The sequence below is a fragment of the Mediterraneibacter sp. 210702-DFI.5.30 genome, assembly GCF_020560115.1.
In the GTDB taxonomy this organism is placed as follows: domain Bacteria; phylum Bacillota; class Clostridia; order Lachnospirales; family Lachnospiraceae; genus Mediterraneibacter; species Mediterraneibacter faecis.
In genome coordinates this window covers 152,434-176,627 of sequence record NZ_JAJCME010000001.1, presented here as the reverse complement: position 1 = coordinate 176,627, position 24,194 = coordinate 152,434, and the positions used below count along the sequence as shown (strand labels likewise).

The 24,194-nt window shown below is 39.7% G+C and carries 19 protein-coding genes; 2 read left to right on the top strand and 17 right to left on the bottom strand.

All coding sequences use genetic code 11. The features are described from left to right. Positions 1-8: 8 nt before the first annotated feature. Complete coding sequence (locus LI126_RS00815) at positions 9-1,583, bottom strand: sensor histidine kinase (protein WP_227164632.1); 1,575 nt, start codon at positions 1,581-1,583, stop codon at positions 9-11. A 201-nt stretch (positions 1,584-1,784) separates the two neighbouring features. On the opposite strand from LI126_RS00815, the gene LI126_RS00810 reads away from it, so the two are divergent. Next, positions 1,785-3,059, top strand: a complete 1,275-nt coding sequence (locus LI126_RS00810) for a M18 family aminopeptidase (protein ID WP_227164631.1) — start codon at positions 1,785-1,787, stop codon at positions 3,057-3,059. Positions 3,060-3,110: 51 nt separating this feature from the next. On the opposite strand, the gene LI126_RS00805 is transcribed toward LI126_RS00810, so the two are convergent. Further along, complete coding sequence (locus LI126_RS00805; RefSeq protein ID WP_227164630.1) at positions 3,111-4,007, bottom strand: LysR family transcriptional regulator; 897 nt, start codon at positions 4,005-4,007, stop codon at positions 3,111-3,113. 38 nt (positions 4,008-4,045) lie between these two features. Next, positions 4,046-4,639: a VanZ family protein gene (locus tag LI126_RS00800; RefSeq protein WP_227164629.1), complete on the bottom strand. Its 594-nt coding sequence runs from the start codon at positions 4,637-4,639 to the stop codon at positions 4,046-4,048. 718 nt (positions 4,640-5,357) lie between these two features. Between LI126_RS00800 and LI126_RS00795 the strand changes: the two genes are divergently transcribed. Next, positions 5,358-5,855 (top strand): QueT transporter family protein, encoded by a 498-nt coding sequence (locus tag LI126_RS00795; protein WP_015528578.1) that lies wholly within the window; start codon positions 5,358-5,360, stop codon positions 5,853-5,855. A gap of 92 nt (positions 5,856-5,947) precedes the next feature. Here LI126_RS00795 and LI126_RS00790 read toward each other — a convergent pair whose 3' ends face one another. The 14 genes from LI126_RS00790 to LI126_RS00725 all read right to left on the bottom strand — a co-directional run bounded on the left by LI126_RS00790 (position 5,948) and on the right by LI126_RS00725 (position 24,194). Continuing rightward, on the bottom strand, positions 5,948-7,030 hold the full coding sequence (locus LI126_RS00790; RefSeq protein ID WP_227164628.1) for a DUF4428 domain-containing protein: 1,083 nt from the start codon (positions 7,028-7,030) through the stop codon (positions 5,948-5,950). A gap of 35 nt (positions 7,031-7,065) precedes the next feature. Then, entirely contained in the window at positions 7,066-8,292 is a 1,227-nt protein-coding gene (locus LI126_RS00785) for a HEAT repeat domain-containing protein (RefSeq protein ID WP_155204826.1), read from the bottom strand. A 173-nt stretch (positions 8,293-8,465) separates the two neighbouring features. After that, a complete protein-coding gene (locus tag LI126_RS00780) occupies positions 8,466-9,092 on the bottom strand; it encodes a response regulator transcription factor (RefSeq protein WP_155204824.1) in 627 nt (208 codons plus the stop codon). Between the two features lie 59 nt (positions 9,093-9,151). Continuing rightward, positions 9,152-10,441, bottom strand: a complete 1,290-nt coding sequence (locus tag LI126_RS00775; protein WP_227164627.1) for a sensor histidine kinase — start codon at positions 10,439-10,441, stop codon at positions 9,152-9,154. A 22-nt stretch (positions 10,442-10,463) separates the two neighbouring features. Continuing rightward, on the bottom strand, positions 10,464-12,107 hold the full coding sequence (locus tag LI126_RS00770) for a histidine kinase N-terminal 7TM domain-containing protein (RefSeq protein ID WP_227164626.1): 1,644 nt from the start codon (positions 12,105-12,107) through the stop codon (positions 10,464-10,466). Positions 12,108-12,390: 283 nt separating this feature from the next. Beyond that, a complete protein-coding gene (locus tag LI126_RS00765) occupies positions 12,391-14,841 on the bottom strand; it encodes a C39 family peptidase (RefSeq protein WP_227164625.1) in 2,451 nt (816 codons plus the stop codon). Beyond that, positions 14,841-16,088, bottom strand: a complete 1,248-nt coding sequence (locus tag LI126_RS00760) for a class I SAM-dependent methyltransferase (RefSeq protein ID WP_117909133.1) — start codon at positions 16,086-16,088, stop codon at positions 14,841-14,843. Before LI126_RS00760 ends, LI126_RS00765 begins: the two co-directional genes overlap by 1 nt. An 855-nt stretch (positions 16,089-16,943) precedes the next feature. Further along, the gene (locus tag LI126_RS00755; protein ID WP_054752814.1) at positions 16,944-17,483 is read right to left on the bottom strand and encodes a transcription repressor NadR; all 540 of its coding nucleotides are present in this window, start codon (positions 17,481-17,483) and stop codon (positions 16,944-16,946) included. 64 nt (positions 17,484-17,547) lie between these two features. Continuing rightward, the gene (nadC, locus tag LI126_RS00750; RefSeq protein ID WP_015528574.1) at positions 17,548-18,402 is read right to left on the bottom strand and encodes a carboxylating nicotinate-nucleotide diphosphorylase; all 855 of its coding nucleotides are present in this window, start codon (positions 18,400-18,402) and stop codon (positions 17,548-17,550) included. Between the two features lie 92 nt (positions 18,403-18,494). Then, positions 18,495-19,742: an L-aspartate oxidase gene (locus tag LI126_RS00745; protein WP_227164624.1), complete on the bottom strand. Its 1,248-nt coding sequence runs from the start codon at positions 19,740-19,742 to the stop codon at positions 18,495-18,497. A gap of 90 nt (positions 19,743-19,832) precedes the next feature. Next, positions 19,833-20,738 carry a quinolinate synthase NadA gene (gene nadA, locus LI126_RS00740; protein ID WP_227164623.1) on the bottom strand — a complete coding sequence of 302 codons (906 nt, stop codon included), beginning with the start codon at positions 20,736-20,738 and terminating at the stop codon, positions 19,833-19,835. A gap of 993 nt (positions 20,739-21,731) precedes the next feature. Beyond that, positions 21,732-22,589 carry a TrmH family RNA methyltransferase gene (locus tag LI126_RS00735; protein ID WP_227164622.1) on the bottom strand — a complete coding sequence of 286 codons (858 nt, stop codon included), beginning with the start codon at positions 22,587-22,589 and terminating at the stop codon, positions 21,732-21,734. A 14-nt stretch (positions 22,590-22,603) separates the two neighbouring features. Beyond that, positions 22,604-22,870 carry a hypothetical protein gene (locus LI126_RS00730; RefSeq protein ID WP_181968172.1) on the bottom strand — a complete coding sequence of 89 codons (267 nt, stop codon included), beginning with the start codon at positions 22,868-22,870 and terminating at the stop codon, positions 22,604-22,606. A 472-nt stretch (positions 22,871-23,342) separates the two neighbouring features. Beyond that, the gene (locus LI126_RS00725) at positions 23,343-24,194 is read right to left on the bottom strand and encodes an AraC family transcriptional regulator (RefSeq protein ID WP_227164621.1); all 852 of its coding nucleotides are present in this window, start codon (positions 24,192-24,194) and stop codon (positions 23,343-23,345) included.

Here is a 24,194-nt window from a genome sequence, read left to right as displayed (position 1 = left end):
CCTCCTCTTTATTTTTCGTCTGAATCCTCTTTGCTTTTAAATGGAATCACTTCGCATTCATTTAAAGCTTCTTCGTCTTCGTCTGAATCTTCTTCGTCATCTTCTTCGTCATCTTCTTCCTCAAGAAAGCTTTTGATTTTTGATAAACAAATTTTGATTTTCCTAAACGAATTTTCACCCTTTACATCGGTTTCATCTTTCTCTGCATCCGGCACAAAATTCTCTGATGACTCTTCCTCTGTGTCCTCTGTAATCACAGGCATCGCGATTGTCTCACCCAAAGCTTCGGACTCTTCTGAGCTATCTCTGTTTTCGGTCACTGCCTCTGTTTCAGTCGCCGTATTTATTTCTGTAATTCCTTCTGTCTCAGCCGTTTCATTTATTTCAGATGTTACATCTGTCTCAGCTTCTTCTGTAGTTGCATCTGTCTCAACTGCTCCTTCTGCTTCTGTAGTCAGATCTGCATCCGTCTCCTCTTCTGTTTCGTCTGTTCCATTAATTCCTTCTAACAGCGCATCAACTTTCTTCTCTTCCTCTGACACTTCTTCTACTTCTGCCTCTGGCTTCGGTTCACACGGCATCCCCACTGTAAAGCAGCTTCCGGATCCCAGGATACTTTCTGCATCCACCCATCCATCATGTACTTCAGCAATCCATTTTACAACAGAAAGTCCCAGTCCAAAATGACCTTCTCCGGCACCTAAAGGATCTCCTCTGAAAAACCGATCCCATACGTGCGGCAGATCCGTCTCCGAAATTCCAATTCCCGCATCTGCAATCTTACAGGTAAATTCACTGCCTTTGCTTTCAACAACAACTTTGATCAGTCCAATCTCCCGGCTATAATCAATGGAATTCTCCAGCAGATTTAACAGCATCTTCCGATAACAGTTCTCATCCACTTCTGCGTAAATCTCCGGTTCAATCTCATATTCTATCTGCACCGGTTCATCTGCCTCCTGAAGTCTGCTGATCTGACCTTCTATAATTCCTGTTGTCAGTTCACTGATATTCATGCGTTTTTTATAAGCCGGCTGGCATCCCTGATCTGCCTTTGCAAAAAATGAGACTTCCTGAATAAAATCTGAAAGAATCTGTGCCTTCTTCTGCACCAGTTCAATCTGCCAGCGCTGACGCTGGGACAGTCGCCAGTCGCCAAGGCACCATGCGCTTCGTGTAAGGATCACACTGACCGGCATCCACATCTCCTGTACAACATTTTCTGCAAAATGTCCCTCCTCGCGCACATCCTCAAGTAATTCATTCAATGTCAGCTGCAGTCTCTCCAATTCCGCATCAGATTCTTCCAGTTCCAACTGTCTGGAGAAATCTTTTGTTCTACAGATTTCCGCCGCTGACTCTGCCATATCTGCAGTCCGTTTCAGAACCTCTCTTACCAGAAAGTATCCAATTGCAAGAGATGCGATGAAAACGATTGGAAGTACCACCTTCGCCATCGCTTTTGCTGACTGCGCATCTGTTCCACTTATCACTGTAGCAAGAAACAACGCAATGCCTGTTGCCACGAATATGCACCCTGTATATTTTAGTGTTAATTTTATTTTCAAAGATATTTTTTTCATTCGTACTCCTCCAATGGAATCTCTGACATTCCAAATTAGATTATAGCACATTTTAAAACAGTATGTTGTGAAATTCTTCTTAAATAAAAAGTTTTTATTATGCTTTTCCGCCTTGTATTTCTCTCTGATTTGCCCTATCCTAAAAAGTAAATATATCAGCAAAAAAAGATTTTTAAAACAATTTGAAAGAAGGAAATATTTATGAACAATTCAGTTTCTCAAGAACTATTAAAATTTCTCCAAAAGAGTCCCACAGCATTTCATGCAGTTCAACAGATGAAATCAGAGCTTCTTGCAGTTGATTTTACTGAACTAAAGGAAAATCAGCGTTGGAATATAGAATGCGGCAAACACTATTTTGTTACACGAAATGCCTCTTCCCTGATTGCATTTACGATTCCGGAAAATGGTATTGCCAAGATGCACATTCTGACAAGTCATAGTGATTCTCCGACCTTTAAGATCAAAGAGAATCCGGAGATCGAAGTAGAAAAACATTATGTGAAATTAAATGTAGAAAAATATGGTGGCATGCTCTGTGCACCCTGGTTTGACCGTCCGCTCTCTGTTGCCGGACGCGTTATAATAAAAGATAAGACAAACGGACAATTCACGAGCAAACTCGTCAATATTGACCGGGATCTTGTTATGATCCCGAATCTCGCGATTCACATGAACCGTGAGATCAATAGCGGTTACAACTACAACGCACAGAAAGATCTTCTCCCACTTTATGGCTGTGGTTCTCCTAAAGGAACTTTTATGGAACAGATTGCTGAAGCTGCCGGGGTAGAAAAAGATGAAATTCTCGGTCATGATCTATTCCTTTATAACCGACAGGAAGGTTCCATCTGGGGGGCTTCTGAAGAATTCATTTCCAGCGGCAGACTTGATGACCTGCAGTGTGCCTTCGCATCACTTCAAGGTTTTCTTTCCGGTGAGAAAAAAGACTGTATGGCTGTACACTGTGTTCTGGATAATGAAGAAGTTGGAAGCGGTACGAAACAGGGCGCCGCATCCACGTTCCTTTTTGACACACTGATCCGTGTTCACGAAGCACTTGGATATGATGGAGAAGATTATCGTGTCCATCTTGCAGACAGTTTTATGATCTCTGCGGATAATGCTCATGCGGTTCATCCAAACTATACAGAGAAAGCAGATCCGACAAACCGTCCTTACCTGAACGAAGGAATCGTGTTGAAATTCAATGCAAACCAGAAGTACTGTACGGACGCCGTATCTGCTGCCATGTTCCGCGACCTATGTAAGCGGGCAGATGTTCCGGTTCAGACATTCACAAACCGCTCTGATATGGCCGGTGGCTCTACCCTTGGAAATATTTCCAACACTCAGGTTGCGCTCAATACCGTTGACATCGGACTTCCGCAGTTGGCAATGCATTCCCCTTATGAGACTGCAGGTGTGAAAGATACTGAGTATCTGGTACGAGCTGCAAAAGAATTCTTCTGCTAGTAAAAGAAGGAGCAGGGATTTCATTATGACGAAATCCCTGCTCTTTATTTTTTACAAATGCTTTCTCAGCGCATCTACATAATAAGACGCATAACGACTGAAAATAATATTCTTCTTTTTAATAATACCAATCCTCATCGTTTTATCAACATCTAATGGCTTCGCTATAATACTGCTTCCATTTAATTTCTGGTCGATCACACCACTGCTTACTGTGAATCCGTTTAATCCGATTACCAGGTTAAATAAGGTCGCCCTGTCTCTCACCTGTATACTCTTCGGGAAATCAAGCATGCTTATAAATTCCTCTGAAAAATAAAACGAATTATTATTTCCCTGTTCATAAACAAGATACGGATATGGTCGTAAATCTTCCATGGAAATCATTTCTTTTTCTGCCAGTGGATGATCTTTACAGATAAATACATGCGGTTCTGCAACAAACATTTCCTCAAATTTCAACTGATTATTCTTTATCAGCTTCAGGATCACATCTTCATTGTGTTCCGAAAGATAAAGAACTCCAATCTCGCTTTTTCCGCTCGCCACATCTTCAATGATCTCGCCCGTCTGTGTCTCTCTTATAATAAAACTATACTGGTCTGCATCATATTCTTTGATTAGATCAACAAAAGCATTTACCGCAAACGAATAATGCTGGCAAGACACAGAAAACTTTGGTGTTCTTCTCTCTCCATTTCCAAAATGTTCTTTCATATTGTCAGCCTGCTCTAAGAGCATCCTTGCAAAGGACAATAGCTCTTCGCCTTCTCTCGTAACAGTAACGCCTTTGTTAGACCTTGTAAATGCAGTCACTCCCATCTCTTTTTCAAGATTATGAATTGCTGCACTAAGCGACGGCTGTGAAATAAAAAGCTTTTCTGCAGCCTCCGTAATATTCCCACAATCCGCAACCGTAACTAAATAGGTTAATTGCTGTAATGTCATGTTCGCTCACTCCTTATTGAAACTGATATCCGGTCTTATCATAAAAGTATTCCCCATAACCATGTTGAGACAAATGGCTGTAAAAAAAACATAATAACACCTACTGAACCACAGATCAAATAAAAATCATTAATTTTTGAATCTGATAAAGTTCGTTTTGTAAAGTTTTTTGTTACAAAACGTACAATAAAGTAACCGATCAAAGTACCGATACTATTTGTAATGATATCATCTATATCAGTTGCTCTGCCAGTAAAAAGTTGAGAAATCTCAATAAAAGACGTTGCAACAATTCCGGCCAGGGCAACACTTTTTATACTTCTGAACTCTTTCCATAACATTGGTAAAAAGAAACCAAACGGAACGAATAAAAGCACATTTAAACACGCATTAACAAGATCTGACAACATATAAATAAATGGAATCAGATTCACTGTAAACTCCATTTGCAACATCGTGATATTCGGAAATCCCACTAATGCTAATAGTACCACTAGATAAAATCCAAAGATCATATAAATCAGCGTTCGTTTCCAGCTCTGAAAGAAAATCTTCTCATATACGCACCAAACCGGAATTATAAAAACTGTTGCTGCAACAAGTTCGATCAGGGCGTTGTATATTCTGCTCATTTTTTCCTCCATGAATTGTATTTTACACAACTCATAGTCTATCATATCCGGCCTGGTTACAGTAGATTTAGACTTCTTAATTAAGTTTAATTTTTCATTAAGATAAAAACTATATATAGGACACAAAATTATAGAACCACAAAGCAACATATGATATACTAGCAATGTTACCGCCTCCTATACTGGTACAGAACGGAGGTGTTCACCATGGATTTAGCATTATCTTTTATTGTCGCTGTTGCGGCTGGTGTAGTTTGCCACTACATCATCAAATGGTTAGATGGCGACAAATAGCCGGTAACTAGCCTGTGGATTCAAACCTTTCCACACAAGAATTAGGAATAGAAAAACCCTCGGATGGCACTCCGAGGGTTTTTCGTTGCTGTTCACTATGGAATAGCATTATCTTTTTGCCTACTGGCATTATAGCATATGCAATTTAACAATACAATATGCAATTTTAATAGAAAGTGGGTATGTCCTTGCTTTTCTTGTCTTTTCATGCTATACTATCACCCGTTACAAAACCCTAAAAAACCAAGGTCTTACAAGGGTTTCGCCGATTTCCGGCGTAAGGTCATATACTTACTGTATATGCCTTCCGCGGCATTCGTCAAATGTCCATGCAAGCATGGCCGCCTGACTCATTGCTGCGCGAAAATGAATCGAGTGTTCGTGACCTTCCACTCGTAAAACAAAACTAAAGGAGAACTGAATAATGAAAAACTCAAGTAACAAAGTGCTTTACCTGGCACAGGCAGCCATGATTGCTGCCATCTATGTCGTACTGACTGTTGTCGGTGCATCACTGGCTTTTGGAGAGGTGCAGATCCGTTTTGCGGAAGCACTGACGATCCTCCCGGTATTTACTCCGGCTGCAATCCCTGGATTGTTTGTAGGATGCCTCATCGGAAACACACTTGGAGGTGCGATCCTGCCTGACATTATCTTCGGCAGCCTTGCAACACTGATTGGTGCCATCTTTACATGGTCTTTAAGAAACAAGAGCAAATTCCTTGCCCCTGTTCCTCCGGTTGTTGCCAACATCATCGTGGTTCCATTTGTATTAAAATACGCTTACATGGTTCCACTTCCGATTCCTTTCATGATGCTGACAGTTGGTGTCGGAGAAGTGATTTCCGCCGGTGTGCTTGGTCTGATTCTTTACGGAGCACTTAACAAATATCGAGGAATTATCTTTAAAAAAGCTTTATAGATTTTTCTTATGTAACAAAGGGAGTGGCTATGTGAATAATTTCGTTTCACATAGCCACTCCCCTTTTCTAAGATGGGATTTTCATATTATCATCACGGTTTTGGCGTACCACAGAATTCACAGAATGCTCCAGTATTCTCTGCTCCACACTGACATATCCATGTACCGCCTGTCTGCGGCTGTGCGTTAGCATTCATATTCTGGTTCATTCCCATGTTTCCATTCTGCACGTTGCCATTCATATTCTGCATTCCATTGTTCATCCCCATATTTCCATACTGGGCTGTGCCGTTCATGTTCTGCATTCCATTATTCATTCCCATGTTTCCGTACTGAGCTCCACCGTTCATGTTCGGCATTCCGTTATTCATTCCCATGTTTCCGTACTGAGCTCCACCGTTCATGTTCGGCATTCCATTATTCATTCCCATGTTTCCGTACTGGGCTCCACCGTTCATTCCCGGCATTCCGTTATTCATTCCCATAGCTCCCATAGCGGCACCCATGGCACCCATAGCGGCAGCTCCCATATTTCCCATAGCTCCGCCTGCCATACCTGACATGCCTGACATTCCGCTATTCATTACAGGATTTCCGGTAAGCGCAGCCACAATCTGGTTCGCTACCTGTTCAATTTCCATGATTTCCATACGGTCTTTCTCATCAAGACGTGAATTACATAATCTGAAATCCATGTCATCAAACCACTCTGTTCTTACTTTGATACGCATTGTATAATCATATTCGTATCGATATACCGGCGGCTGATAACTGACAGTTTTTCCATCTTTTGTGTAAGTCTCTTCTCTACGGTCCTGTTGTACTTCCATCTTACACATTACAATAGATGACAATGGTACGATATCCGGATTCTCTGTCGTATCCAGATTATGTGCTACAGTAAAGTTGCCTTTTGTATCGTCAATAAATACATTATATGTGTTTGTAGCAAACTGACGAGTTACAACAAAGCTCTGTACAAGCTGTTTATTCTGCTCGCGGTATGCCAACTGACGTTTAATGTCTTCTACCGTACTGTGTCTGCGCTCCTCAAACCAAGGGGACAGTTTTCTCGCACAGTTTTTACATAAATTACCATCATCTAACTTTCGGTTTCCAAGTAAACCAATTTTTTCTCCACAGATATCACAATTTTTCTTATCAAATAATCCCATACTCACATCTCCTTCCTAAATTGATTTTTCCATTCCTAATCTTCCTCTACTGCTCTTTCATAACTTTCCTGTAAATGAGAAGCATCCTCATCGTTCAATCCTGCCATTGTAGATTTCAATTTATCTTTCTGTGCATCGTCTCCAAGTTTCAAAATTACCTCTATCGTTTCATTTCTTGCAAGCCAGTTTGCATCTGAATCTGTAAGAATATCTATCATAATATTACAAATCTCATCCGGATCAAAGTAGGTTGCTCTTGTTCTCCATTCGTCCACTTCGTCTTCATCAACGTAACTTACATAAGAAATACATGTCCAACAAGGAACCTCTTCTGTTCTCGGTGTCTTTGACAGATAGCCCAATGTTGCCCGGTATGCAGCCTCACTTGTATTGTAATAGAATGGATAATCGAGCCACATCCTCGTCAGTCCTTCAATACATGCATCATGTAATTCTACCTGACCTGAATCATCTAAAATTTCAACCAACGGTTCGATCAGATCATCATCCGCAAGATATCCAGCACTGCTACATGCTGTTTCCCGCACATATTCATCTTCATCGTTCATTAATTTTACGATTGCTTCAGCCATGCCTTCAACACCTTTTGACCAAGGAGACCCGATTGCATATGCTGCCTGCTCTCGAACTTTCGGATTCTCATGTTCTGCCATCTTTATAAAAAACTTCGCAAAGTATGGATCGGAGCCGCAGCTGGAAAAGGACTCTAACGCCATATACAAAACAACCGGGTCTGTTTCTTTCTCTAATATTTCCTCTACCTTTTTTTCCAGTGTTTCGTATGTCGTCAGATTACTGTCCATTATTGAAAATCCATATGCACGTACATTTGAATTTTCACTGGTTATAAGAGTCTCAATAAAGCCTTCTGAATCCGGCAGCCATCCACCCTCGTCGTAAATCGTGCTTACTGCTTCATCTGTTATATTTTCCTCTCTTTCAAATTCTTCATCATAGTCTACATATGCATAGGTTGACACAAGTGCTATTGCTTCTTCCTCTGTTATATTTTCCGGATCTTCAATTCTGTCCAACAAATCTTGTGCTGTCATGTTCTGATATTCTTTTCTTGTGACTCCTGCTGGTTCATAGTCTTCTTTCGATTTTTTATCTGTTTTCTTTACACTTTCCGTTTTAGCAGATTCTTTCTTATCATCAGATGTTTTTTCTTTTCCACACGCAGCAGCTGAGATTATAATCATCGTTACAATTAATAAAATTCCGACGGTTTTTTTCTTCATAATAACGCCTCCTCCCTTTTTTGATTCCGATTTCAAATACCCTTGCGCATACTGTTATGTACACTATTTGTTATAATTATTATTGCACCTTTAAAGTTTTCTGACACTAGCACTTGTGATAGGTGATTTTCTGTATAACAAAAGAACATTGCAGAAAACCTGCAATGTCCTCTCTATTTTAAAGTCGTAACTAATAATTTACTTTCCAATGCCGCCGCGATTAGATCTTCTTTACAGGAATACCCTGTCTTCGAGATCATTTCCTGAAAATTCCATCTTACCCCTGCAGTGGAACACCCCATTTTTTTTGCGATTTCTGAATAGGAAAAACCTTTTATATATAATCGAAGCATTTCAAGTTGCCTTGGGCTGATCTCATCGCTCTGAATCCAGTTTAGCTGAACATTTGGGGAAACATCCGGAAATACCCTTTTCCCTTCCAGTGTCTGATGAATGACATCAAGAATTTCCTCATCTCCGTGATCTTTATACCAGAGACTGTCTGCGCATCCTGTTTTCGCTCTGGCAAGCACTTCCGGATCGATCAATGATGTGATAATAAGTACTTTTGTCTTAGGATGAGCTTCTCTGATTTCTTTCCCAGCTGACAGTCCATCATGATTATGAGATGTCTGCACATCCATCAGTACAAGATCTACCTTTGTAGAATTACATACCTTTATAGCATCATTAGCATCTGCAATTGTCTGTACATGCTGAAATTCTTTATTACTTTCAATCAGATATTCAAAATATTTCTGCATGATTTTCTGATCTTCTACAATTAATATGCGAATCATTTTCCTCTCCCTCTCTCGTCTCAATCGTCACTGTCTACAGTGACTGTACCCAGCATTTCTCAATCTTCCGTTCCTCCAAGTGGCAGTTCCAACACCAATAAAAACCTGGGAGCAAATCTTGTAATCATTTGACCTCCTTCTCTTTCAACAGCTTCTCTCAAAGCGGAAAGACCACCGCCTTCTTTACTTCCTTCTTTAGGATTTTCCCCGTCATTTGTTATACGTATCTTCCATCCTTCAAGTATCTTATAACTTTGTACATACACCTTACTTCCATGTGCATGTCGTATACAGTTCGTAACGCACTCACGGATTGCTTTATCTGTGATTAATGCCACTTTAGCTTCCTCGCAGATTTCTCCCTCAATCTCCACAGACACTCCCAATTTCTGTGCATGTCTTATTGTCTCCTGATACTGTTTATCCGGATCATCCTGCGTGATTCCGGATAATATGTAAACCGATTGTTTCAGAATTTCCAGCTGGTTTTCCATGTGATCTGTTTCTTTATGACTTTCCAGCATACGACGGATTGTAAGAAGGCTTCGTCCGAAACTATCATGAACCTGCATCTTCATCTTCAAAGTTTCCTGTTCGCGAATACTGTCATCAATCTGGGCATACATTTTTTTCAATTTTTTATTTAACACTTCCAGCTTTTCATTATTCATACGGATTTTTTCACTATTATAATAAATCTCTGAAATATCAAATGCTACTGTCTGAATATACCCTTCAAGTTCTGATTCCGACAACATATATTCCTGAAACATCCACACTGTATTATCTGACAGATAAAAGACACTGCTTTCTTCACTAAGCTTCGTAATCCCTGAAATTATTTTTCCGCCTCCCAGCACGATCTTAAGGTCTTCATAATTTTGGAGTGCTTCTCCTGTCAGCTTTCTGCCCAGTTCTCTCATTTTTTTATTCGATAACACAATGCGTCCCAACGGATCCGACACACAGACACCACATGGAACATTATCTATGGTCTCCTTAACCGACCAGAAAGAAATACTTTTTCGACATACAATAATTTCTTTTCTGATCAACAGACAAAGCGATAGGAGCAACAGAAACATGCCGGCAAAAAGTGTCCATACAGGGACGTCAATCATACATGACGGATGGTTATTGTCTCCAATCTGATATCTATGATCATTTAAGAACACACACATCACACAAAAAGAAGAAAAAAACAATACTCCTATGCTTACCATTTTTTTCAGTTTTTCCTCACGCATTATTCTGGAAAAAAGTATCCACAATTCCAGGATCAGACTTATTTCCATCAGAACCATTAATGTATTATGCAGTTTTACACTATCTGTTACATAATTATACATTCTGATTTCTCCTCGCACCTTTTCAGACTTTTATTGAAACAAACCATTCATCCTCTGTTTCCTGTTCTACATAAAGTTCCGGTTTCTTCTCTGTCAACACTGACAGATTTTCTACTCCTTTCACTGTTACAGCGACTTTCTTCTGTCCGTCAATCTCTGCAACACGCAAGAAAATAAATTGAATTACATCAATTAATTCTTCCACCATCCACTCAAAGAAATCATAACAGCTCAAAATACTGTCATCCTCAAGAAAGTTTATTTCCGGATCAATAAAATATTTCCCGTTGATTCCACATAGCTTTAAGCTGTCACAGGATTCTTCCAGACTTCTTCTCAAATCTTCTACTGTCAATTTCTCCTGTTTTTCTTTCTGCGACAGGATCAGATTCTTACGACGCTTCATATAAGTTCCTACCACAACAATCTTCCGAAGAATCCGGTCATAAATTTCTTCCGATTCTGTCTTCTGAAGTTCATTGAGATATTGATCTAACAGACGTATCTGATGAAATGTTTGATTCTGTATGATGTTAAACAGACGGTTCTTTTCCTCAATTGCCTTCTTCTCTGCTTCCTTTTCATAAGCAATCTGCAGTAAATGATTTCTTTCTGTTAATTCTTCCTGAAGTTCCTCGAGTTCTTTATACTGATCCGATACTTGTGAAACATCTTCTGCCCAAAATGCATGACCGCCTCGCAAAGAAATGTGCTTTATCTGGATTCCATGTTCCAGTAACAGTGGTGCCTGTTTTGTGTCCTTGCGCATCTGATCAGTCATTTTCGGGAAATCTCCGGAACGATACCGCACATTCCAGTCCCCATCTGTAATTTCTGCCGTGATACCGCCGCCCGCCTGAAATAATTCTGTGTATCGTGTATTTGTCCCAATCAACCCACAATAAATACAGCTTTGATAGATTGCTGACATCAGTAAACAGCAAGATACTGCCATATCCCCAAAATATTTCGTTATGAGTGGCGTTCCGATAACGTTACCAAAATTCCAATACAGAAGCATTATTCCCGGAAAAAATGGAAGCCAAAATCTTCTTTTCTGCGGACTTTTACTTTTTCTGATCAAAATCACTTCCATTGCGATCAGACAAAAAATCGCCCATATCTGAATCCCAAAGAAAATCGGTCCGTACTGATAATTTTGATCTATAAACGGCTTTCCATTCGGAAATGAAAATACAAACTGATGAAAATCATTTGTAAGAACTGCAACAACAAATAGAATTGCAGGAATCACAAGTGCTGCCGTACGTTTCTTCGTATTCTTCTCTTCCTCTTCTCCCATTAATATTGCTGCATTAAGTCCAAGTGTAGGAATCATCATACATGGAATATAATATAAATACCAGCACATTCTCAAACTGAGTATTTCTGTCATAATATGATATTTTATACTTCGAAGAAAAATCCAGAAAACCATCAGACAGGCGATTTCAATAAGGCATCTTCTTATCTTAGGATTCACAACTCGCTTCTGCAGATAAATCCCCCAGGCCGTGTACAATCCAAGATAGAGACAGGTGCGACTCTGATCCAGGATGATACTCTCAATATCTGTTGTTTTCGGTATATGACGACACATAGCAGCCAGTGCCACACACAGCAGAACTACCACATAAGCCATTCTTTGCTTTTTCGAATATGACATATCTATTCCCCCACATACATCACATTTACAACTATCTTTTTTTAAGTATCACACACTCCCAACATCAATGCAACCTAAAAACGACAGGATCTTCATTTGAACTATTGAAGAACCTGTCGTTTTTATTCCATTTTCTAGTAACTGTTCAGAGCCAACCTCCAAAATGCTACGCATTTCGTCGGTGTGGCGTATCCGCCAAATAAAATTTCAAAAACAGTTTTAAAAATGCAAGCATTTTATACCTGTTTTTGAAATTTTGCTTGGCTCTGAACAGTTACATATTCTATTTGATATAACCAATAAATGTATTTCCGCTTCCGGAAACCATTCCTTCCATCTCGCTGATGGAAACTGTCTGCGACTCTCCATTTTCAGGATCGATATAAGTAATATCATTCTTCGTATATCCTGTCAGAAGAATTGCATGATCTGCACTTGTAAGTGCAATCACCGGACATCCTCTATTGATCACATAGAGTACCTGATCCAGCGTACAACCTGTCAGATCTACTTTCTGAGCATCATATGTCTTCATATAACGCTCACATGCTTCAAGTGATGTCTCTTCTCCTTCTTTCGAAAGAACAACATCCTCTATCGAATACGCAAGATCTCGATTTCCTTTCTCCCAGACATATTTCTGGTCAGAAGAGATCACAACTCCTGAAATCTGCTGTGCTTTCTGAATGGCATAAGAAGCTTTATCATAAATTCCTGCCAGTTCACCGACCCCATAGACATAGTATTTCACACTTTCGCTTCTATCAGCAAGAACCATCTCAAGTTCATTCTTTGATGCCAGCTGATTCGGCCGGATCACTTTCACGCTCTTCTCTCCTGCTCCCTCTGCAAATGTAATCCGCATCTGTTTTTCCATCAGTGCTGTTGTATATACTTCTGTTTTAATCGTCGTATCTTTGCGTTCCTCATTATTCGTAATAAACTCCTGTGAAGTAACGTTGTAAATATCCCCGCGTTTCTCTACACGATTCAGTGTTACCATATTATCATCAATTAAAATATCAGAAATATAAATGCCTTTATCAACAAAGGAATAGCTGGCAACTTTTTTGTTCTTAGAATTACGGATTTCCAGTTCATACATTGGAGTGATCGATTCTCCGGAAGCTTTCTTTCCTGCGTCCTCGGATTTCATTTTTCCATAAATAAAATCTCCGTTAACAAATCCTAATGGGCTGATCTGTTCTCCTTCTGCCGCCTCGACTATATAAGTATGCAGACTGCTCAAATTCATAACCTGAATCTCTGTTCCACCTTTTTTGTTCCCCTCTGACTCATAAGCCATCAGATGTCCATCATCAGAAACCGCATATTGTCCTTCTTTAAGATTCTCTGCAAGTGTTGTCTGTTTATTCTTTTTCAGATCTACCTGATACAAAGTTCCGTCTGCCAAAACATATAGCTGCTCTTCCGCATGATTATAATAAACCATCTTGCCTAGCTCATCCGCTGCGATTGCATAGGACTTCTTACTTGGTATAAATGCTTTCTCCTGGATCAGATTTCTCTCTACATCAAAATAATAGATTCCGACACCGACTTCTCCTTCGTGTTCGCCACGATTCATATATCCATACACAGCGAATGCAAGATTACCACTGTTGTCCATACTGATGATACGAACTGCATGTTGATCATTTAGATTCCTTTCATCTGTCGTATCTGCATCTGCAAATCCGAAAATATTTAATAATTCATTCGAACTCTTATTGTACATCCAAAGGTTTCTGGACTCCACAAATGCTGCAATCGTTTCTTTCTCATTTGTCTCATGCGGAACATCTGAAGGTGTAACGCCGAGCAGAATTCCGTTTTCATCGATCACACTTCTATTCTCACTGAATACTTCCTGCATATCACGATTGTAATCCAACAGGTAAATTGTAGTTCCTGCGATTCTCACACGGAAAAATTCCTTAATGTCATACACTGCATTTTCACCGGCATCATCCACGCAGGAAACTCTGTAATTCGCAAGAAGAGAGGTATACACACTATTACTTTCCTTTATACTCCAACGCACATCACCAAGCAACTGTGGTTGCATAGTCCCCCACTGAATATGAGAAATATCTGAATGGATATTGACTGTCTGATAAGTTGTATTGTCACTCTCATCTCCAGGTTCCAGATAAATATTCAATGAATCTACATCCGTCTTATTAAATGCTTTCGTATGAAAATCCTGTGCAAATGTAAGACATTGTGATGCTGTAATATCATCTGCTTTCTCAATTCTTGTATAGAAATTAACTTTCCTTGTCTCTTTCTCCTCGCCGATCACAAGCGAAACCTGAAGTACTGCCTCCTGGATTTTATCTCCAAGTGATTTCCCCAGCTTTAATGTGACATCTTCGCTTTCGGCAGACTTTAGAGTTCCTTTATCATATGTCTCTGTTCCATCCAGAGAATATACACTGTAACTGATCTCCCGGATCTGGTTATCATTTTTCTCAATCTGCATCTTCAGTGTACCATCACTCTCTAATGGTGTAATGGTATCTCGCATTGCGGCAATATCCATATCATCTACATAACCAGACAACGCATTTATCTTCTGTCCCCCCATCATAAATGAGACTCTAGGTAACGTGGCATCTCCCATATCCACAACCTGATCATCATTTCCACGGTTCAGTATCACATTACTGATCACCAGCACAGCCGCAAAAAGAACAACCAGTGCGGCAATCTTTATTACCCTTTTTTTCATTATTTATCTCCCTTTTGCTCTGCCAGAAGCATACCTAATGTTGGCTGAATCTTCAAAAATCTTTCACAATCCTCTGCCTCTTTTCTGCTCTTTGCTGCAAGACTCCCCTTTTTCACTGCACGCAGCAGAATATTCTTCGGCGTATGCTCCATATCAATAAATTCTAATACCTGAGTTTCATATCCCTCGCTTTCTAGACGCTTTGCTCTAAGTCCATCTGTCACAAGTGCTGCAAAACGCTCTCGCAACAATCCATAATCCATAATTGGTCCGAGCACTTCTTCCATGGAAGCTAGTTGATCTCCCAGCATTTCTGAAACTTCCATAACTTCCGTCTTCGATTTCATCTTGCCTGAATGCAGATTTCTCTGCTTTTCAAGCTGCTTGTTCACCTCATGCTGACAACATGGAACAGACAAAATCACTTTCGCATTCCAGCCAACCGCTTTCGCAAGTGCATAATCTGTAGCTGTATCACACGCATGAAGCGTCACAACCATGTCAACCTGATCCACACCTTCATAATCCGCAATATCTCCAACAAGGAATGTCAACTTCTCATATCCATACTTCTTTGCCAGTTCATTACAATGCAGAATCACATCTGTCTTCAGATCTAATCCGATAATACGAATATCATATCCTTTTAACTCGTGTAAATAATAATACATTGCAAATGTAAGATATGATTTTCCACATCCAAAGTCCAGAAGTGTAAGCTCTCTGTCCTTGTCAAGCTGCGGCAGAATGTCCTCAACAAACTCCAGGAAACGATTGATCTGACGGAACTTATCCATCTTCGTCCGCACAATCTTTCCATCCTGTGTCATAACTCCAAGATCCTGAAGAAACGGAACCACAATCCCTTCTTCCAAAATATATTTTTTCTTCCTGTTATGAGACAGATCCGCAGCTTTCGCCTGCACCTTCTTGCGCTTTCTCTTAATCGTTGCTTTCCCTTTCTTACTGATCAATACTGTGATATCCTCACTCACCGTCTCAACCTGAACCTGACGAAACTCTTCCAACAATTTCGCAAGCTCATCTTTTGTCTCTTCTACCGTCAGATTCTTATGAAATGCCTGCGTCTTTGTGAAAGACTCTAACTGAAATAAAAGCTCCCCCTTCTGTTCCATCGGTCGAAGCTTTGCCTTAACTACATTATCCTTTACTCGCGGGTTACTAAACACCGCACGAATAAACTCTCTATTCAAAATCCCAGCTAAAAACTGTATGATTTCTTCCATATAAATGACCTCTTTTTCTTCTATAATAAAGTAGAATCTCGAAAGACTCTTCTTACTATTTTGCAGAATAAAAAGGGAGATGTCAAGGGATATAGGGGACGAAATAAAGATTTATCGTAGGGATTCTTTTTCAAGTTCGGACGAAATCAGATAGCGCTTATAAAGTTTCTTCTAACAGACAGACATTGAGGGATTGATGCAGGCTCCGGGTTCTGTATACAGGAAAGACTAAGAAAAACGAAAGATTACTAAAAACAAAGCAATGCTCGGCAAACTCGCTGCCGCTTCAGACAATTGCCTCGCATTGCTTTAACGTAACCTTCCGTTTTTCAAGACTTTCCAAGCACACATAACAGTCACCTGAATCAATCCCTCAATGTCTGTTTATCGGTAAGTTTTCAGCGCCATCTGATTTCTACTCTCTCGAAAGAAGAACTCTACTTGAGAAGCAGACGTACCGGATGTTCTATAGAATAATTCCCATTTCTTAAGCGTATTTACTTTAATAAAATTTAGCGTAGAAGACGATCCTTTTTCAGTAAACAGAAAACAGAAAATATGAACTTCGAGAAGTTTATGTTAGAAGGATGGTACAGGGACGAAGACGAATGTGGAGCATGCTTGCTCATACTTGAAAAACAATGGATTGCGTTAAAGAAAGGATTGACAGCTGTCTGAGCGGCAGCGAGTTTGTCAATCCTTTCTTTGCTTTTAGCAGTCTGTTGTTTTTCCTAGTATGAACAGTATGCGTAACCCTGAGTCGGCGTTCCTGTACCATTCTTCTAACAAGCGACTTTCTAAAATAATATTTTCAGTTTTCGTCCGCACTCGAAAAAGAATCCCTACGATAAATCTTTACTTTGCAAAAAGCTCTTTCTCCCATTCTTCTTGCTCCAGCAAAAATCCTTTCTCTTCCAGTGCTTCTTGAATCATATCCAATGTCTTTTCACTATCCGCTTCTACTACATGATAATGGTAATCGGATGTGATATTTTTCAGTGGCGTAGACTTTCCGCTTCGGATGTCATCTATGAACTCTACTGCATTTCGTCTGGAATTAATATTAAGTGATGCTTCCATATGACCGTAGACTCTGTGATTCACCATCACATTACGAACTCTTCCACCCAGATCGACGATTGTATAGAGTTCATCTTCAACCTGGTCATCGGTATGTTTCACTTTGAAGATTCTTTCTACTAAATGTGATTCGTGCAAAATATATCCTCTGTTTGTAGATATAATGTCATGTCCTGCGGCACGGATGAGTGCGATATCCTGCACGATCACCTGACGGCTTACTTCATACTGTGCAGCCAATGCCTTTCCCGGCACCGGTGCTGAGCTTGTCTTTATCTGATTTATAATGGCAGTTCTTCTTTCTGGTCCTGTCATCATGCCTCTTCCTTTCTAAATTGAAATCCATACTAATAATTGTTCTTTAACAATTATATCACTTTTACTCTACAGCATGAAGATTTTTCATCGAGATATCAAGAATCGGAGCGGAATGTGTCAGGGCTCCACTGGAAATATAGTCTACGCCAAGAGCTGTCAGGCGTCCGATGTTCTCTTTTGTTACATTTCCGGAACACTCTGTCTCCGCTCTTCCGTCAATGATCTTGATTGCTTCCTGCATTTCTTCTGTTGACATGTTATCGAGCATGATGATATCTGCTCCGGCTTCTACTGCCTCTTTTACCATCTCAAGGTTCTCAACTTCTACTTCGATCTTTCTTACAAATGGTGCGTAGTCTTTTGCCATCTCGACAGCTTTCTTTACGCTTCCTGCAGCTCCGATGTGATTGTCTTTCAGGAGTACTCCATCAGAAAGATTATATCTGTGGTTATAACCGCCACCAACACGAACTGCATATTTCTCGAAGATTCTCATATTAGGTGTTGTTTTTCTTGTATCAAGAAGTTTTGTTTTGCTTCCTTCAAGAAGTCCTGCAACGGAATGTGTATAAGTTGCGATTCCACTCATTCTCTGAAGGTAGTTCAGTGCTACACGCTCACCGGAAAGAAGTACGCGGATATCTCCTGTTACTTTTCCCATCAACTGACCGTTCTTTACTTCGTCTCCGTCTTTACAGTAAAGTTCTGTCTTTGTATCTGCATCTAACAGTTCAAATACTCTGCGGTAAACTTCCAGTCCGGCAATTATACCGTCCTGCTTACAGATCAGTTCTACTTCACCTTTTACATAGTCTTTCATAACTGAATTTGTTGTTACGTCTTCGCTTGAAATATCTTCTTTGAGTGCTTCAAGGATCAAATGATCTGCCTGAAGTGTCATTGTAATTTCGTTCATCTTTATATCTCCTGTCCTTGTCTCTATATTCTTTCTCTACTCTTCTCTTAACTTTTATTTTTTCAGCATAGATTAATATTATATCACTATTATTATGCCAATTCACGTACTTTTACTTCATTCTCTGTACCTGAGATTTTATTTGCCGCACGTTTGGCAAATACAAGGCTTTCCAGAAGGGAGTTACTTGCCAGACGGTTCGCACCATGTACACCGTTACAGCTTGTCTCTCCTACTGCATATAAATGTTCCATGGATGTTTTACTGTCTGAATCTACCCAGACACCACCCATGAAATAATGCTGTGCCGGAACAACCGGGATACATTCTTTTGTCACATCATATCCCTCTTCCAGACAATGTTGATAAATGTTCGGGAAATGACCCATGATGGTTTCTTTTCCAAGTTTTTCCATGGACAGCCAGACATGATCTGTGCCTTCCTTTTCCATCTCTTCTCTGATTGCCTTAGTCACAACATCTCTTGGAAGAAGTTCATTTACAAAACGTTCTTTCTTGCTGTTAAGAAGAACTGCACCTTCTCCACGGACAGACTCTGAAATAAGAAAGCGTCTTCCTGGTTTCTTGGAATACAATGTTGTTGGATGGATCTGTACATAATCTAAATGCTCTAAACGGATTCCGTGTTTTTCGGAAATAGTAAGTGCATCTCCTGTCAGATGTGGGAAATTTGTGGAATGCTTATAGCGTCCACCGATTCCACCGCTTGCCCAGATTGTATTCTCTGCATGGATTTCGAATTCATTTCCGTCTTTATCCTGTGCAAGGATTCCTTTGCATTCATCATTTTCTACAATGATATCTGTCATCGTTGTATATTCAAGTAATGTTACATTAGAAAGCTGCTTTACCTGTGCAAGCAGTTTACTTGTGATTTCTTTTCCTGTAATATCTGCATGAAACAGAATTCTCGGACGTGAATGTGCTCCCTCACGAGTAAATGCATAAATATCCTGAATCTCTACCTTTTCACCACCGTTGTCTGCGGCTTCATTTCCAGACTCATCTGCCTCCTGTTTTTGGAAATCTACACCATAGCCAATCAGGTCATGAATGATCTCTCTTGAGCTGCGGATCATAAGATCAACAGATTCTTTTCTGTTCTCATAATGTCCCGCTTTCATTGTATCTTCAAAATAACTGTCATAGTCATCTTTGTCATGCAGCATGCAGATTCCTCCCTGAGCCAGGAATGAATCACTGCTCTCTAAATCTGACTTTGTAATCATAATGATCTTCTGATCTCTCGGAAGACTCAGTGCGCTGAAAAGCCCTCCGACACCTGTTCCGACAATGACTACATCTGCTTCCATTTTCATAATAAATATCTCCATTCCGACAGCGACTGTCGCTTTGATCTCATTTTTTTCTGTGATCTTCGATTGCTGTCAATCCTATCTGCCCTCTGTTTACTTGGCCAGTTCTAACATTCTCTCTAACGGTTTCTTAGATTCTTCACGAAGCTTATCGTCTACAAAAACTTCATTCTCGCTTGTCTTTAATACATGAAGCACTTTCTCAAGTGTAACCTTCTTCATATTTCTGCAAATCGGCGTTGTCTCTGTAAAGTAAAATTTCTTCTCAGGATTTCTCTTCTGAAGTTCATACAAAACACCACTCTCTGTACAGATGATAAATTCTTTCGCATCTGATTTTCCTGCCTGCGCGATAATTTCTGAAGTACTTCCGACAAAATCAGAAAGTTCCAGAACCTTTGCCGGACATTCTGGATGAGAAAGAACCTCTGCTTCCGGATGTGCTGCTTTCGCTTCCTGAATCTCTTCAACCTCCATGTATTCGTGTACGATACAGAAGCCTTCATTATATATGAAGTTCTTTTCCGGAACCAATCCTGCAATATAATGTGCAAGGTTACGATCCGGTATAAAAAAAATATTTTTATTCGGAAGTGCTTTTACAATCTTCACTGCATTGGATGAAGTTACACAGACATCAGAATGTCTTTTCAGTTCTGCTGTTGAATTAATGTAGCAGACAACTGCAAGATCATCATACTCTGAACGAATCTTCTCGATTGTCTCCGCAGATGCCATATGTGCCATTGGACAATCTGCTGCCATATCCGGCATAAGCACTGTTTTCTCAGGATTCAGGATCTTTGCACTCTCGCCCATGAATGAAACACCGCAGAACACGATTGTTTTCTCTTTCAGACCAACCGCAACTTTGCTTAAATAGAAAGAATCTCCTACATAATCTGCAATTTCCTGAACTTCCGGTCTTACATAATAATGCGCCAGAATTACGGCATTTTTTTCTTTCTTTAACTGTTCTATCTCTTCTCTGATCGTCATAGCACGTACCTCTCTTATTCTCTCCTGACATAAAATTCTGCTGTAACACACTTTCATGTCTATTGCTCTGTTGATTTATTCTTGCCCATTATAACACTGTCGTTTACAGGTGACAAGACACTTGTTTTACAAAAACTTTACACCAGCAAGGTTTCTTTTGTGAAAAATGTAACATTTTATATAACATCGTTCTTTTTGTAGGGAAATGATGAGGGAATTTCCTCTATAAATTGCCGGAAAATAAAGATTTATCGTAGGGATTCTTTTTCAAGTTCGGACGAAATCAGATAGCGCTTATAAAGTTTCTTCTAACAGACAGACATTGAGGGATTGATGCAGGCTCCGGGTTCTGTATACAGGAAAGACTAAGAAAAACGAAAGATTACTAAAAACAAAGCAATGCTCGGCAAACTCGCTGCCGCTTCAGACAATTGCCTCGCATTGCTTTAACGTAACCTTCCGTTTTTCAAGACTTTCCAAGCACACAGAACAGTCACCTGAATCAATCCCTCAATGTCTGTCTATCGGTAAGTTTTCAGTGCTATCTGATTTCTGCTCTCTCGAAAGAAGAACTCTACTTGAGAAGTAGACGTACCGGATGTTCTATAGAATGATTCCCATTTCTTAAGCGTATTTACTTTAATAAAATTTAGCGTAGAAAACGATCCTTTTTCAGTAAACAGAAAACAGAAAATATGAACTTCGAGAAGTTTCATGTTAGAAGGATGGTACAGGGACGAAGACGAATGTGGAGCATGCTTGCTCATACTTGAAAAACAATGGATTGCGTTAAAGAAAGGATTGACAGCTGTCTGAGCGGCAGCGAGTTTGTCAATCCTTTCTTTGCTTTTAGCAGTCTGTTGTTTTTCCTAGTATGAACAGTATGCGTAACCCTGAGTCGGCGTTCCTGTACCATTCTTCTAACAAGCGACTTTCTAAAATAATATTTTCAGTTTTCGTCCGCACTCAAACAAGAATCTCTACGCTAAATTTTTATTTTCTCAACTGCCAGAACGCCACTGCACTTGCTGCTGCCACATTCAGAGAATCCACACCATGTGACATTGGAATCTTCACAGTATAATCGCAAGCTTTGATTGTCTCCTGCATAAGTCCGTCCCCCTCGGTTCCAAGAATCACTGCCAGTTTTTCTTCGCTCATAAGTTGCGGATCGTCAATACTTACGGAATCATCTGTCAATGCAAGTGCTGCTGTCTTATACCCAAGTGCTTTCAAGTTCTCGATCGCCTGAACTGGCCAGATTTCTTTCCTGTCGCATCTGCGTTCTTTATCATCCTGAATAAATGTCCATGGAATCTGAAACACCGTTCCCATACTCACTCTGGATGCTCTTCGATACAATGGATTGCTGCATCCTGAAGTCAGTAACACTGCATCCATATGCATCGCTGCTGCCGATCGAAAGATTGCTCCGACATTCGTTGGATTCATCACGTCTTCCAGAATGGCAATCCTGTTCTTTCCCTCGCAAAGTTTCCTGAAATCTTCCAGTGGTCGGCGTTTCAATGTACAAAGCATTCCTCTCGTCAGCTTAAATCCTGTCAATTGCGTAAGGACAGCAAACTCTGCTGTAAAAATAGAAGTACCTGTATTCTCAAATCTTGCAAGAACTTCCTGCGTCTCTTCATTTTCTTCCATCTGCTTCTTTTCAACCAAAACAGATATTGGAATATATCCGGCATCCAACGCCCGTCCAATCACTTTCGGACTTTCTGCAATAAAAAGTCCATCTTCCGGACGGTCTTTATTCAGAAGCTGTGCTTCCGTATAACGTGCGTAGACGTCCAGTTCCGATGCGTTAAAGTTGTTGATTTCTATAATATTTAACATATTCTCTCCACTTATTACTTATATTTTCCAATCAATTCTCTATAAAAATCCACCGTCAGATGAATCTTTTCCACAGATATATTTTCATTTTCTCCGTGCACAGATGCGTATTGCTGTTTATCTATATCGATTGGAGCGAATCGAATCACGGCACCGCCTTCATCCACGATCCACTCAAAACTGATCTGATTCTCTTTGAAATAGTCGAGTGCCAAAGCATTTTCCGATTCCATGATCTCCACACATTGCAATATCACACAATCTTGCAATCTCTTCGTCACTACATCCGGCTTTCTGCCTCATCCACCAAGAGATAAAGTCAGAACGCACGGTGCTCCAAAAGCTCTCTGATCTTGACTACAAACTTGTTTTTGATCTTTGGTTCATTCACAATTTTTGACATAATTTTTCCCCCTGTCTGTCGATAAAATTCCTGTTACTATTTTATCATACACACAGGGGGGAATAAAGATTAAAACACATATTAAATGATACCGTGATCCTTCGCCAATGCTTTAATACTGCGATCATAAGTTGCTTCTGCTTCTTTCGAAAAGAAACATCCCGGCACGCCTTCATTGTGATCACGATGATAAACTACACACGAAACAGACTGTTGTAAAAACCGAACATTTTACTACATGAGATGCCTCCAACGTCTCACTTAGTACCCAGGAAATGATTTTTCTGAAATATAGATCCATAATACTGGTAAGATATGCATATCCTCTCCTTTCTAACCATATACCTGGCTTATTTTTTTCTATATTTTAACGGAGAAACTCCATATGTTTTTTTGAAGCTTCTGATAAAATAGCTTACATTCTGATATCCACTCTGCATTGCAATCTCTGTAACAGGAGTATCCGTATCTTGTAACAGCTGTTTTGCATGCTCTAACCTTAAATGTGTTATATATTGCGAAAGGGTAATATGAAAATGTTCCTTAAAATATCGCGATATATATTTTTCCGAAAGATGAAACTGCTCACTAAATTCTTTTAATGATATCTTTTCCATAAAATTCTGCTGTATATATGAAATCATTTCTTTTTCTATCGTATTTCTCCCGCTTTTATCATTTTCAATTACAAAGCCCTTCTCCCACATTTCAAGAATAAACTGTAAAAGAATTATTTTTGTCTTTATCTGAACAGTTATTATGGACTCAGTTTTCTTATTTTTTGCCACATATATTTCAACCAACTGCTCACATAGTTCTTTTGCTGTATCTTTTACTCTTGGACTTATCATCAGATGACCATTTTTTAACGGCTCCAATAATTTATCATCCAACATGTCATTTATGCAAAAAGATATGTATTTTAACGGAAAAAGGAAAGTAAAATAATCCACTGTATCAGTCTGTGAACCCATAAAATGCAGATTACCCGGCGACACTACAAAAGCATCCCCGGGGGTTCCAATATAATTTTCTCCTGATATACTAACAGTCAAAAAACCGCTTTTTACATATATAATTTCCAGTTCATCATGCCAATGAACCGGTATCTGAAATGATTGTCCTTCATTTTTTATATGATATGTACTAAACGGATCATCCTTTGTACCATGTGGTTTATTTTCCTTTAATTCAAAGTACAT